10 protein-coding genes and 1 pseudogene are annotated in these 12503 nt (G+C 59.3%); 8 read left to right on the top strand and 3 right to left on the bottom strand.

Annotation, left to right across the window (positions count from 1 at the left end; all coding sequences use genetic code 11):
- Positions 1 to 212: 212 nt before the first annotated feature.
- Positions 213 to 509 (bottom strand): hypothetical protein, encoded by a 297-nt coding sequence (locus tag AC0L3K_RS39360; protein ID WP_473368088.1) that lies wholly within the window; start codon positions 507 to 509, stop codon positions 213 to 215.
- Positions 510 to 1292: 783 nt separating this feature from the next.
- Here AC0L3K_RS39360 and AC0L3K_RS39355 point away from each other — a divergent pair.
- The 6 genes from AC0L3K_RS39355 (at position 1293) to AC0L3K_RS39330 (ending at position 9116) form a co-directional block, all read left to right on the top strand.
- A complete protein-coding gene (locus AC0L3K_RS39355) occupies positions 1293 to 2408 on the top strand; it encodes a hypothetical protein (protein ID WP_473368087.1) in 1116 nt (371 codons plus the stop codon).
- 27 nt (positions 2409 to 2435) lie between these two features.
- Complete coding sequence (locus tag AC0L3K_RS39350; protein WP_473368086.1) at positions 2436 to 4043, top strand: hypothetical protein; 1608 nt, start codon at positions 2436 to 2438, stop codon at positions 4041 to 4043.
- 341 nt (positions 4044 to 4384) lie between these two features.
- Positions 4385 to 5179, top strand: a complete 795-nt coding sequence (locus tag AC0L3K_RS39345; RefSeq protein ID WP_473368085.1) for a hypothetical protein — start codon at positions 4385 to 4387, stop codon at positions 5177 to 5179.
- Positions 5180 to 5187: 8 nt separating this feature from the next.
- Complete coding sequence (locus AC0L3K_RS39340; protein ID WP_473368084.1) at positions 5188 to 5637, top strand: glycine-rich domain-containing protein; 450 nt, start codon at positions 5188 to 5190, stop codon at positions 5635 to 5637.
- A gap of 89 nt (positions 5638 to 5726) precedes the next feature.
- Positions 5727 to 8645 (top strand): hypothetical protein, encoded by a 2919-nt coding sequence (locus AC0L3K_RS39335; RefSeq protein ID WP_473368083.1) that lies wholly within the window; start codon positions 5727 to 5729, stop codon positions 8643 to 8645.
- Between the two features lie 9 nt (positions 8646 to 8654).
- On the top strand, positions 8655 to 9116 hold the full coding sequence (locus AC0L3K_RS39330) for a hypothetical protein (RefSeq protein WP_473368082.1): 462 nt from the start codon (positions 8655 to 8657) through the stop codon (positions 9114 to 9116).
- A 100-nt stretch (positions 9117 to 9216) separates the two neighbouring features.
- On the opposite strand, the gene AC0L3K_RS39325 is transcribed toward AC0L3K_RS39330, so the two are convergent.
- Together AC0L3K_RS39325 and AC0L3K_RS39320 are read right to left on the bottom strand one after the other, a co-directional pair.
- Positions 9217 to 9576, bottom strand: coding sequence for a PilZ domain-containing protein (locus AC0L3K_RS39325; RefSeq protein WP_473368081.1), 360 nt, complete (start codon positions 9574 to 9576; stop codon positions 9217 to 9219).
- A gap of 1100 nt (positions 9577 to 10676) precedes the next feature.
- Positions 10677 to 10745: pseudogene (locus AC0L3K_RS39320) on the bottom strand (kinase/pyrophosphorylase); the annotation flags it as partial.
- 435 nt (positions 10746 to 11180) lie between these two features.
- Between AC0L3K_RS39320 and AC0L3K_RS39315 the strand changes: the two are divergent.
- Both AC0L3K_RS39315 and AC0L3K_RS39310 read left to right on the top strand, forming a co-directional pair.
- The gene (locus AC0L3K_RS39315) at positions 11181 to 11885 is read left to right on the top strand and encodes a hypothetical protein (protein ID WP_085383892.1); all 705 of its coding nucleotides are present in this window, start codon (positions 11181 to 11183) and stop codon (positions 11883 to 11885) included.
- A gap of 66 nt (positions 11886 to 11951) precedes the next feature.
- Positions 11952 to 12227 (top strand): hypothetical protein, encoded by a 276-nt coding sequence (locus tag AC0L3K_RS39310; protein ID WP_143273831.1) that lies wholly within the window; start codon positions 11952 to 11954, stop codon positions 12225 to 12227.
- Positions 12228 to 12503 lie beyond the last annotated feature (276 nt).

Genomic DNA, 12503 nt, shown 5'->3' with positions numbered 1-12503 from the left:
CACTCCCGCAGAACAAAAGCGGAAAGTGTAACCCATGTGTCCGGTACGAACTGTCACCTATGTCTCGGGTCGCTCACCGCTGAAACTGCGGCGACATTTCTTCTCCTTTTTACGTTCATTGCGCCCGCGCTACCCCCGGGGAAGCACCGGGGAAGCACGAGCGCGAATTCTAGGGCCCTCGGACGGCTTTTACGCCGCCCAGGACCGCTCTTTCAGTTCAAGTGCGGTCGGCTTTCCGCGGCGGCCTTTGCCTCCAACATTTTCATCGCAGCAGCCAAAGTCACGGCGGCGTCGATTTCGACCAGGTTGCCGGGTAGCGGCCGGAAGTGGCCGGCCGCCTTTCCCTTTAGTGGCGCCAGCATCGCCGCGGCGATCGCCGAGCTCACGTGGCAGCGGATCAGGGCGTTACCGTCCTCTATTGCCAGGATTAGGTCGGTCCCACGGCGGGCGAGTAGGGCGCCGAGCTCATTTGAGTTCGTCGAGGTGCGGAGGGCGGTTGAGTTGCGCATAGTGTTTTGCCTTTCGAGCAAGATGCGAGTCCAGGGGCGAAATGACCGACACTAGGCGGCCCCGCGCACCTTTGGGCGTGCGCCTTGGACATACGCGCGCGGCCCCTGGACAAGAATTGTGATTTGCCGCTTACCGGATTGGCTATCGGCTAGTGTGTTGGGCTTTCGACCCGGCAATCAGGATGCGCTCAGCTGAAAAATCGACAACGAATATTCTGTCTGGAAAAGTCTAATACGTAAAACCAGACGGCTAAGCTCTTATTCGGATTCGCGCATTTATCGATTTCAGCGCTTTTGTCGGGTTTTTGAACCGCGCATCAATCGACAAGAATCGCCCTGTCTCGAACCAGCTTTTGCGCAGAAACTATCAATTGGAGTCAGCGGCTTAGCCACCATGCCTCCGAGCTGGAGGAGTGCAAATGCGGCCGTCGCGCTGTTTGAAGCGATGGCGGCAGCTGCAATGGATGATTGCGCTAAAGCCTATCGCGCCTCGAGGCCCGGCCGGCGCCCGGTCCGGCCCACCCCCCGGCGGGGGCCGCCGGCTTGGTCTCCGAAGGCCGCCAGGCGCTTCCGCTAATTTTGAGATTCCGGAGAGTCCAGGGCTTTATTCATTGAGGGTCGTCGACGATAAGCGCGCCTGCCGCCGCGCGGTGGGAAGCTGTCCGGCGCGAGGCAATCGTCAACCTTGCGACGTAATCCTCCTGGATCGCTTGACATGGATCAAGAGCTCATCGGAAGCACCCCACATCTTAAGATAGAACGGAACCATCGGGAGGACAAGAAATGCCCGTTTGGAAGATGAGCCGAAGTTTGTTTGCCGGATTCGCTTTAATCGCAATTGCTTCCGTCGTTTCTGCGCAACAGTTCGATCCGCAGCAGATTCAAATTATCAAGGATACCGCTGCGTCGATATGTAATGCGGTCAAAAATGAGAAAGGGAGCAAGAGCGGCCTTGAAATCGAAGGCGAGGTGAAAGCCAAATTGGGAGCCTTTTTCGATAGGTTTGCGGATGTTGGAGGCTCCACCAAGGTTAAGGGGACTCGTCAGGAGTTTGAGAATATTGCTCAGGAAGCTGTTAGCGGAGATAGCGGATGTAGAGAGCGTGTATTCGACAAGATGTTCGACAAGTTGAGCGCCATGTCTCAACCGGGGGCACAAACTCAGGGGCCTAGCGATGCTCAGCTCATTGTGATCGCAAGCACAGCAGAACGCATCTGCGGGGTTGTCAAAGACCAAGGCAGCGCCTCGAGCGCAGGCGCACAAGGTGCAGTTAGCGTCGAGCTGAGAGGATTGGCTTCGCAAATTCAGACGACTGGGGGTCAAAACAGCGGCAGCATTACCACCAACGAATACGTAGGGCTTGTGCGCGAACAGGTTGGGCCGCTAATGAAAGACCTAAGTAATTGTAGGCTCCAGGTCTTTCAAATACTGGTCGCTAAAATTGCACCGAGCGGAGCAGATCCACCGCCGCCTCCGATATTCAAGCCGCCGCCACCCCAACCGGTATCCCGGACAAGCTTACCGTGCCAGGCAAACCAGATGATCGATTGGCTCGACCAACACGGGATTTATGGCAACCGGCCGTTTGACAGTTCCGTCTACGATGATCGAATCATTTGGACAGTCAACGGAAAGCAGGCCAGGAAGACCAAGGCGGATGTCATCAAGGAAGAAGACGATTTCAGAAAAGTATATCCGATGCAGAGGTATACTCCAACATCATCGTCAGTAAGTCGCGTTGGAGATCAATGCGTGCTCACACAGCAGATCGACGGCTACAAGCAAAAAGCCAATGGAAGCGTGCAGCTTAGCAATTACCGATTTGAATTTGGTATAAAAATCGAAGGCTACGGCCCACGCATTGTCGAGCGTCAGACCGACGTTTTATCGAGCCACTAGGGAATGCCTCCTTCGAAGAACTGACACATGAGCGGCAACTTTGGTGGCAACCGGCGTTTGGCCGGTGGCGGTAGGAGGGCGCTGCAGAAAGAGCCGCAGCGATCCCGCTGGTGGATAATTTACTGCGGACTGTTAGTTTTGGTCGTCGCTACCGTTTGGATGCGCCGCTTGTCCCCCACTGTAGACGCCGCGCCAGCAAGTGCGGACGTCGCCGACCATCAAATAAGGCTGAGAGAACGCGGCGCAGCGATGCTGGTTGCCGCAAGGGAGAGGTTAGAGGCTGCAGCGTCCCTGGCTGCGACTGAAAAGCCAGAAGCTGACAGTTCGGTCTGGCCACTTACTAGAGCACCACCAGATTTGGAGCCGAATACAGTTGCGGCCTCAGCCGCGCAAACCGAATCAGGATCGGAAAAGATCGCGTCACCGCCTGAGGCGCAACCATCCACGCTGACCGGGGCAGTGTCGCCCCGTCAGATTCAGCCTTTGAACTCGGACTCCCAAAGAAAACTGGGACAGACTGAGACCCAAGATCTCGCTCAGCAACAAGCCCCTGCATCGAACGCCGGTACGCCGCCCATTGAGGACCAGCCGAAGCGAGCGGAGCCCGTCGCAACGATACCTGACACGCAAAGATCAGAGCCAGAAACGGCTCTGTCGTGGCCCGATTCACAGACATCAAAGCCAGAGCTCGACATACCCACGCAGCAGCAGTCCAATTCGCGAAAGACGAACGTGGTCGCTCCCCACAGCTCGGACAGAGGCAAGGGCAAGGCCGATGACAACGGCCGCGATGAAGACAAGATTTTCGTCGTCCCGCAACTTGTTCTGACGGATGATGTGGCTCAAAAAGTCGGCCACAAGGTTTGGCTGAATGAAACGAATGGCAACCCTGATGCGATCACGTCGTGGAATGTAGGCGAAGAGTTTGCTTCACTTGGCATTGGCCATTTTCTTTGGTTTCCAGCGGGCAAGCCTGCGCCCTTCGAGGAAAGTTTTCCTCCTTTAATCGAGTTTCTGCGGCAACTACATGCGCAGCTGCCCTCTTGGGTCGACAAGAGGCCGATTCCGCCTTGTCCATGGACGAGCCGTACCGATTTCAAAAAAAACTTCAACTCGCCTCAGATGAAGGAGCTGCGACAATTCCTGCTCAAAACCGTTGCCGGTCAGGCGCAGTATCTAGTGGTGCGCGCCCAGGCTGCGATGGGCAAGATCCTGCAAACCGCGCCGGACCGCGACGAACGAGTGCATCTCGTCACCCAATTTTCACGCATCGTGCAAGCTTCGAAGGATCTCTATCCTCTCATTGACTACATCGAATTTAAGGGCGAGGGCACCAACCCAGACGAGACGGCGGTCGATAAGCAGACTGGCAACCGACAGGGCTGGGGACTGAAACAAGTTCTTCTTAAGATGAACGGCACGGCGATCGAGCCAAACGCGGTACTAGCTGAATACGCTGACGCTGCGCGGTTTCTCTTGCTGCAACGAGTTCGCAATATTCCAACTAATCAACCTTGGGAATTGGGCTGGCTACGTCGCGTAGACACTTATCGTCGCCCCCTCGTCGAGGTGGCCTCGAACCCCAAACCGGCACAAGGTAAGGTCTCGCGCGCAAAGATCGGAAAACGCAAGTAGAGCCTTCTATAGTCGCAAAAATGTACGGCAGATCGTTCTAGCACTATCGCTAAGCCTGCTCGACTGCCGGGGGCAACAATCGACCGTCGAACCGCCAGTTCGGGAAAGTGGTCTTTGGGCCGGGCCAAGGTTGGTGGCTAGGCCAATTGGCAGCCGGGAAGGCCGAAGATTGAAGCTTAGGAGGGCAGGCGGGGCAGTTTAGGCGAAGCGAGCCGGGCGGTTGCCGTAACTTTCCGCTTACTACTCCAGAGTCATAATCAATCCCACGGACGTCTAAGCCGCTTCGCCGACGGCACCCACCGCGCAATCCCGCGCTCTTCCTCTCACCCCGCCGGCGGCAGATGTCCTACCCCACCAAATACACGCGCCAATACGATTACGTCTCGTACCAGAACGCCAACCCGAGCCGGCCGTTGCCTGCCGACAAGGTCAACGCCGATCTCAATCAGATGGCGATCTCGACGGGCGAGATCGTAAACTTTCTCAAGACATCTATTCGCTCTGACGGCGCGATCATGAACGGGGCAATCGGTTTCGACCATTTGACCGTCCCCGTTAAAGCCGCCATTGGCAACACCGATGCCGTTGAGGCGCTGCTCGAGGAAGTTGCCACCGCTGAAGCGGCGGCCGCCAACGCGGCGGCGAGCGCGTCCACGGCGAGCGCATCAGCTTCCGCGGCGTCAACGTCTGCGACGAGCGCCTCGACGTCGGCGACGGCGGCCTCCGGTTCGGCGACCAACGCCGCAAGCAGCGCGACCAACGCCGGAACCTCAGCCACGAGCGCAGCGAACTCAGCCACGCAAGCCCAATCCTTCAGCGGTATTCCCCAGGTTATGAAGTCGGTCGCCTACACAACGGTGCTCGGCGACGCGCAGAAGCACATTCTGCACCCCGCAGCGGACAACAATGCGCGCACGTTCACGATCGACAGCAACGCGAACGTTGCCTATCCGATTGGAACGGCGCTGACGTTTATAAACGAGATCAACACCGTCACGATCGCGATCACGAGCGACACGATGGTGCAGGCCGGCTCGGGTCTGACTGGTAGCCGCACCTTGGCGGTTAACGGCATGGCCACGGCCGTGAAAATCTCGGCCACGAAGTGGATGATTTCCGGCTCAGGGCTGACATGACCGCTCTCATGCAAATTCTCTCTGTCGAGCAGACGATCAACGCCAACTATCTGGTCGTAGGTGGTGGCGCTGGCGGCGGCTTTGGCGGCGGCGGCGCCGGCGGTGTTCGCTCGAGTTCTGCGACGCTGCTAAGGGGCAGCTTCTCGGTGGTCGTCGGAGCGGGGGGCGCTAATAGCACCATTTTCGGTAGCAACGGCACGAATGGCGGCGATTCGTCGTTCAACGGAGTTGTCGCTACCGGCGGCGGCGGCGGCGGCGGCAACGCCGTGGCGGGAGCGGCCGGCGGCTCTGGCGGCGGGGGATACGCCGGCCCGACGTTTCGCGCGGGCCCTGCGGGCGGCAGAGGCGTCGTCATCATCAGTTACCCCGGGGCGCAGCGCGCGATCGGGGGAACGGTCACCAGCTCGGGCGGAAACACAATCCACACGTTCAACTCAAGCGGGACGTTTAGTTTCTGATGACCGGCCAGATCGAACCAGTTTCGGAGACCCTCGGCGCGCTCAAAACCGACGTGATGAAATAACCGTTTTGCGAGATGAAGTGATCAATGCCGAAGCTAGTCGATTTCGAAGGTCAGCAGCACGAATTCCCCGACGACTTCACGCCGGCGGACATTCAGCGCGCGCTCGCGAGCGTACCGGCTCAAGCCGCGGCTGCACCTGCCGCTCCTGACACGGCAGTCCCGGTGACAACGCCGAGCGGGCGCATCTACGTGGCGCCCGCCGACGTGCCGCAACAGCCCAAGCCCATCGATCGCCCCGCGTCGCTGCTTCCGAGCAGCGTCGGCGGCGCCGTGCGCGACTTCACGGTCGGCGCCCAAGGCGTCGGCAAGGGGCTCACCGACATCGTCACCGGCCCGTTCGACCTCGCGGCCGGCGCGCAGAACCTCATCACGGGCGGCATCAACAAGCTGGCCGGCACGAACATCCCGCAGGCGATCCCGGCGTCGAAGCTTGTCGAGAAGGCCACCTCGGTCCTGCCGGGCATCGATCCCGCCACGATGTCGTCGAGCGAGAAGCTCGCTTACGATGTCAGCCGGTTCGGTACTCAAGCCGTCGGCACCGGCGCCATGCTGGCGCAGCGCGCCCCGATCGTCGCCGCTGGGACAACGCGCTCGGAGACGCCCGTCGGGCGTGTGCTGGATCACATGGCCAGGCCATACGCGGACGCGCCAGCGCGGACACTGGTGGGGGATACGATCGGCGGCATGGGCTCCGGCGTAGCGGTGAACGCGGCGGACAACTACGTCCCCGAGCACGCTGTCGTGGGGGATACGTGGCCAAAGGCGATTGCCAACGCGCTTGCGCCCGTAATCGGAGCCGTCGGCGCGAACAGCCTCCAGGGCACTGCGGAGGGACTTGCAGGCTTGATCCGAAACATCGCGACGAAGTCCTTTGGTTCCGCTTCTGCGCCGATCCCGCTCAACCCGAACAGCAAGGCGCCGTACAGCAGCGCTGACGTTGACCGGGCAGCCGCCAAGATCCAAGGCACCGCGTCTGGCTCGCCCCGTGCGCTGGCGCAGGACATCCGCGAGAACGCGGCAGCCTTGTCGAAGCCGACTGAGGCAGGAGTCGAGCCGTTGCAAGCCTCGGCCATGCCGACTTCCGGCCTCCTTTCACGCGATCCCGGTCTTATCGCCGCGGAGCAGGGCGCGCGCCTCAAGTCTTCACCTGATTTCGTCAAGCGAGACCAGAACGTGAAAGCTGCCGCTGCCGAGCGTGTTGAATCCACGCGAGATCCGGAGGCTGACCTCGGGGCCGTGATGCGCCGCGCCGCCGCAGCGCGGGACGAGCGCATTGGCGCCGCGGAGAACGACATCCTCCAACGGGAAGATGCGACCCGCGCTGTTGATCAAATCCGGGCAGATCAAGGAGAGCCGCTCGGTGTGCTGGCCAACAGCGAGGTCAAGGCGAACGCCTCGCGGCGCTTAGATGAGGCCCTCGTCGATCGTACCTACATCCCGGCTCGAGCCGAGAAGAACCGGCTGTTTGATACGGCGGCCGGGCGCCACGAGGAGCTCCCCGCAGACGAGATATTCGGCGCCATCGATCGCGTCCGGCGTCAGGCGAGCGGGCTGGCCCCAGGCGTGCTGCCAGAAGACTTTATGCGGCGGCTGAATGCCCTTCGGCCGCGGATGGTCGAGCATCCGCCGGAGAGCGGGCAGCTCGTCAATACTGGCGGGCCCGGCACAGCCCTCGGCGGTGATCTGGCTGATCTGCGCAAGTTCATCGCTCCAGCTATCGAGCGCGCGCAGTCATCTGGCAATTTCGACCTCGCTGACAACCTGCAGGCTCTCCGGCGCGCCGTGAATCGAACGATCGAAGATGCCCCCGGCTATTCGGAAGCAAATGCAAACTATCGTCAGTTTGCAGACCGCTTCCGCCCCGAGCGCAATGACGAAACAGCGCGATTCACCCGCGAACTCGACCGCGGCGGCCAGAACGCTGACGGCGAGCTCAACAGGGGCTCAACGCCTCCGAGCGCTACGGCAGATCGGTTTTTGGCGGCGCCGGAGAAAGCAGCCAGCCTGACCCGCACGCTCGATGGGTCACCGGCGGCTCCGGCCGGATACGCGGCGCTTCGCGATTATCTTCGTGCGGACTTCGCCAAGTCGGCCCTCAACAATGACGGCACGGTCAACTCGATCCGCGCGAACGCTTGGGGGCGAAACAATGCGGACGTGTTGGCGCAATTTCCGGCGGTACGGGGCGAGTTCGACGAAATCGCCGCCGCCGCACGTCGTGGGGAACAGATGTCCGCGCAGGCGCGATCGGATCTTGATGCTGCTCGCGCGGCCCGCGACGTGACAGAAGCTGAAATTGATCGCTCCGCTGTCGGTACCTTGTTTCGCGAGGATCCTCGCGACGTCGCGCAGAAGCTCCTCGGCGGCAAATACGACGCCGGCGCCAAGCTTGACGAGATCAACGCGCTAATCAAGAACGATCCCCAAGCGGTGCGCGGTTGGAAGGCTGCTGTATCCGAGGTCCTCGCCGACAAAGTCCAGGGCACTCGGCAGGTGGGCGAGACGCTTGAAGTTCAATTTGCCAGATTGGCGCGAGAGTTCAAAGATAATGAAGCGCTGCTTGCAAAGACGTTCTCGCCAGAAGAGATGAACAATCTCCGGCAGGCGCACAAGATCCTCTCGTACTTCAAGGAGGCGGAGAAGAGGGCGACCGTTGGGTCGGATACTGCCGAGAAGCTCAACATCCCCGGTTGGGCTCAGCTGGCGGTACGCCACTTCAAAGGTGATCTCGCCGGCGGCGGCTTGATAAAGCGATTCAAACTGCTGCTCGAGATGCTCCCGTCTAGCAAGCAGAATGCGGATGAAATCGTGCACATGGCGTGGTTCGATCCGAACGTTGCAGCCTACTTGCTCGAGAGACCGGTGAAAAATCCGAACGTGGCGCAGTACAACATTGACTTGCGCCGCCTCATCGCGGCCGCGAACGCGTCGCGCGAGAACTAAGGAGCTTAGATGCCAGCGATCGCAGCTTACGATCTCAGCGAACAGCAACGCGCTTTAGTGCGCCTTATCGTGAACGAAGGTAAGCGACCCGAGGAGGCCGCAGAGCTCGCTGGCTATCATCCGAAGTCGGTCTACAAGACGATGCGCCTGCCAGCAGTCGCCGCGGCGATTTCGGAATCAATCCAGCTCGACCTTGCTGTGGTTGGGGCACCACTGGCTTATAGGGTGGCGAAGTCACTGCTGCAGGATGCGAGTGTTAGTGCTCGTGTGCGGGCGGACCTTTCGATCAAGGTCCTTGACCGGGCAGGGCATATCGCGCCCACTCGCAAGGACTCATCATCGCAACAGAAGGCGCTTTCTGAGATGTCTCGCGATGAGCTCGCAGCGTTCATCGAACGCAATCAAGCGGAAATCGACAAGGTTGAAGGCGAACTAGCGTCGAGGGCGAAGGATGTGTCGTATCTAGGGTAGTTCGGTCGACAGGAGCGTGCGTTAAGTTATCTGGCGTGTGGCCGCAATTGTCGGCACCCCATGAATCGAGCCGGCGGCTCGTTCGGCCGCTTTTCGGGAATTATGTCGACACATCTGCGCTAAGGACGCCCAGGGCAGCAGCACATGATTGGTGGTCAAGCCGCGCCACGTTTGTGGTGTTGCTGCAATCATTGGCCAATTTTGGCGAGCTGCGGCGCAGGACGAAGCATACGCCGCAAAGCGTCTCCTTCCTCCACACGACGCGACAGGTGAAGGTTCCGGAATGGCCGTCGAATGATAGCGCAAATTCGCTGGCGAATATGTAGTACGGCGTGGAGATACAGGCTCCCAGGGCGCTGATATCGCGCACCACGCATGGATGGGTCCCACGCATTCCACCAAACGACAGCCGCGCCGGCCGGTTGACCGGTATCCGCTTCATTGCGCGACGTTCGACCATGGCGAGACTCTCCAAACGAAGAGGTAATCGCCGCGATCGCGATTGCACCTCTATGGAGTCAGTTTTCCGCTCCCGCCGAGCCCGGAAAACGGCAATATCTGCACGTTGATCTGCACGGCCTACGCTAACAAGCAGTATTATTGTCTCATTAAAATTAGACCGGACCGCGTGGTTAATCCGCGACGTTTGATGCCCAACCTTATAAGCGGATGAAACCGCTCAAGGATGCGTCTTTTCCTAAGAGTGAGGTATTTCACAGCACTTTCATGGACCTGAGCTACTATTAATTGAACTTAATAGATGATTTTATGTCTTTGGCCCGGCAACAGTGATTTTTAAATAGTCACAGTAAGGGGCGCTGATGAGTAGGCGTGGTCAGGGGCACAACCGCATGGCGGTTCTGCACGAACGCGTTGGGTTTCTAAGATCTCAGCTGACAGAGCTTCAGAACCTTCGCAGCCGGGTTGAGCAAGCCGAGGAACGAAAAGTCGGCAAACGTTCCAAAGTCACAGGTGTCTCGGCGATGCGTCGCCGATTGCGGCGACAGCGGTGTTTTCGATAACCGCAAACGGATAAGGCGTGTTCCTGCACGTCCTGGATTTATATACTGACGGTGGTTTCATACCGATATTTCCGAGATGTGTTGCATGGCAGAGTGAAGACACACTGCAGCAAGCAATTGGCCGTTGCACCGCACTGACGCTAACCTTCCACTAGTCCAACGCTTGAATGGTTGGAGCAGCACCAATCAGTGCGTGCATGCGGGCGCGCTTACGCGAGGTACCGAGTGCAGCTATGAGACGAACGAGGACGAGAGCGGCGCGTCGGACGCCTGCTCAAGCTCAATGAATGACAATGGTGCTTTACTTCATTCAAGCCGAAATTGTCCTGCGATGCAGACCGATTCTGCGGTTACGGCTGATCACTGATGTCCAATGACAACTGAGGTCAGAACGCATCGTCCTTCCCTCCATGGGCTGACGACCCGGGTTGTTTGGAGAAGTTGCCGCACTGAAAGCCATCCACTTTACCACTTGCGCTCGTGCTGTGAACACCTAGAGAGCCTCTCCGGCCGTGCGGATGCGGCGATTGGCGAGCTAGATCGATGTGGGCGTCTTCGAGGTGCGGGACACACCCACCAGCACCACGTCGGCATCGTCCTTGGTTGCTTGCTTGGAGGGGTAATCGCACATGCGGTGGTTAGAAAGCGGGTCGAGCCGGACAATGCCGAGCATCAATGTTGCAGGGTTAAAGTCGGTCTGCATGGCCGGATCCAACGCACTTTGACTGCGAGCTAAAGTGCCCGACCAGCAGCGTCCGCCTTGTCGGAAATTTGTTATGAATTCGGTGGGGCAATTCCCAACTTGTTTGCTCGTGCAGCGATCAATGAGCGAGAACAGGGGCACTAAAATGAAACTGGTAGAACGGCTGACTTCGTCAGCACAACTGACACCACGCGAACGTGAGGTTGTGATAGCTGGTTTTCACTATTCGATCAAAACATACGCGATACTATTGTAGGGAGGTTCGGCCGTCTTAATCAGACAGGACGAACCTCCTCCGTCGCTAGTGCGCTGCAGAAGTCAAAGTATGGAGGAACAACAATGTCTGGTTATCAGCAGTCAGCGGACGTGATGGTCCCGCCTGGTACGACCGTCAACCAGATCGTTCAAGCCGTTCTTAATGAGCTAAACCGCCGCCAACCCGCGACGGCTTCGATGCCCGGGACGTCACCTGCTTCCGCAGGGCCGAACCTTAATCCGCAATTCAATTTCGGCATCAGCACTCCAGTCGGAAATTTCGGGGTCGGCTGGAATAGCGCTCAGCCGGGACAAGGAGCACTGTCAACTCAGAGTCTATGGGGCGATATTACCGGCTTCCTTGGCCACGAAGGCAGGCAAATCCTCGAGGGAGTTGGTCAGCAAGTCGCGCAGCAGCTGCCCGGGATGATTGGTGGCCTCCTGAAGAGTCTGGCCGCGTCACCCGAGTTCGCGCAATATACCCAACAAGTCCACGCTCAATCTGCGGGACCCGGCGGTGCTTTGGCGCCGCAATTCGACTTCGCCAACTTCTTCAAGAGCGCAGCCGACACGATTGGCAAAGCGGTCACGCAGTACGTGGTTCCAAACTTGCCAATGATCGCGAGTACCCTTCTTGCGGTCGCTTCTACTCAGGGGCCGCAGGTCCAAGCCGGTCAGGGCCAATGGGCGCCACAAAGCTCTCAGGGACCGATGCAAGGCTTCCAGGGCCAGCAAGGCTTTGGACAACCGATGCCGCAGGGCTTTGGCCAACAAGGCTTCATGCATTAGGTCGTTTCGGTCCCGGCCGAGCAACACCTTGGTCGGGCCGTGTTCTGGCCTTCGGGAGACAGTACGATGGCTGATGTCTCGGATAGCAAGAGCTTCACAATCACTCCACGTGACTCCACCGGGGCAGCAGGTCCGGTTTCCCCGATTGCTCAGGCCCTCGTGCAAGCGATCCCAGGAGCGCAGCTCGTAAGAATTGGAACTCTGGCGAATGTCGCGACCGTGGTGCTTCCCACGTCTCAGGAAGCGGCGGCCCGCGCATTGCTTGACGCAAACTGGTCGCTCGACCCGAACGCGCCGCTTAATCTCGGCGGCAACACCGGCGCTGGAGTTGTAACAGGATAGGAGTGAGTCCATGTCGCGGAATCCCTCACGCACGACTACGGCGCGGCAACCTTCGACACCCTTGTCAGGCGCGGAGCCAGGGGACGGCGCACAGGAGGCAACTGCAGAGGTCAAGACACGTCGGAAGCAGTACATTATCGGTCCCAAGCAGGCGGCGGGACTGTCCCCAATGGCATCAGAAACCATCCTTACGGCCTTGCAGGCGACACCCGGGGTTCAGATCGACGGCTTCATCCAACTCAGCCGCCCCCAGGTATTCGCTGCGGGCGGGCTGGG

The organism is Bradyrhizobium sp. MI1.10 (assembly GCF_055811035.1).
This window is presented reverse-complemented; position numbering and strand designations above follow the sequence as displayed.

What these genes read in the sequence shown, in the direction of transcription:
- AC0L3K_RS39360 (WP_473368088.1), bottom strand. Translation starts at nt 509, where the DNA reads ATGCGCAACTCAACCGCCCTCCGCACCTCGACGAACTCAAATGAGCTC.
- AC0L3K_RS39355 (WP_473368087.1), top strand. Translation starts at nt 1,293, where the DNA reads ATGCCCGTTTGGAAGATGAGCCGAAGTTTGTTTGCCGGATTCGCTTTA.
- AC0L3K_RS39350 (WP_473368086.1), top strand. Translation starts at nt 2,436, where the DNA reads ATGAGCGGCAACTTTGGTGGCAACCGGCGTTTGGCCGGTGGCGGTAGG.
- AC0L3K_RS39345 (WP_473368085.1), top strand. Translation starts at nt 4,385, where the DNA reads ATGTCCTACCCCACCAAATACACGCGCCAATACGATTACGTCTCGTAC.
- AC0L3K_RS39340 (WP_473368084.1), top strand. Translation starts at nt 5,188, where the DNA reads ATGCAAATTCTCTCTGTCGAGCAGACGATCAACGCCAACTATCTGGTC.
- AC0L3K_RS39335 (WP_473368083.1), top strand. Translation starts at nt 5,727, where the DNA reads ATGCCGAAGCTAGTCGATTTCGAAGGTCAGCAGCACGAATTCCCCGAC.
- AC0L3K_RS39330 (WP_473368082.1), top strand. Translation starts at nt 8,655, where the DNA reads ATGCCAGCGATCGCAGCTTACGATCTCAGCGAACAGCAACGCGCTTTA.
- AC0L3K_RS39325 (WP_473368081.1), bottom strand. Translation starts at nt 9,576, where the DNA reads ATGGTCGAACGTCGCGCAATGAAGCGGATACCGGTCAACCGGCCGGCG.
- AC0L3K_RS39315 (WP_085383892.1), top strand. Translation starts at nt 11,181, where the DNA reads ATGTCTGGTTATCAGCAGTCAGCGGACGTGATGGTCCCGCCTGGTACG.
- AC0L3K_RS39310 (WP_143273831.1), top strand. Translation starts at nt 11,952, where the DNA reads ATGGCTGATGTCTCGGATAGCAAGAGCTTCACAATCACTCCACGTGAC.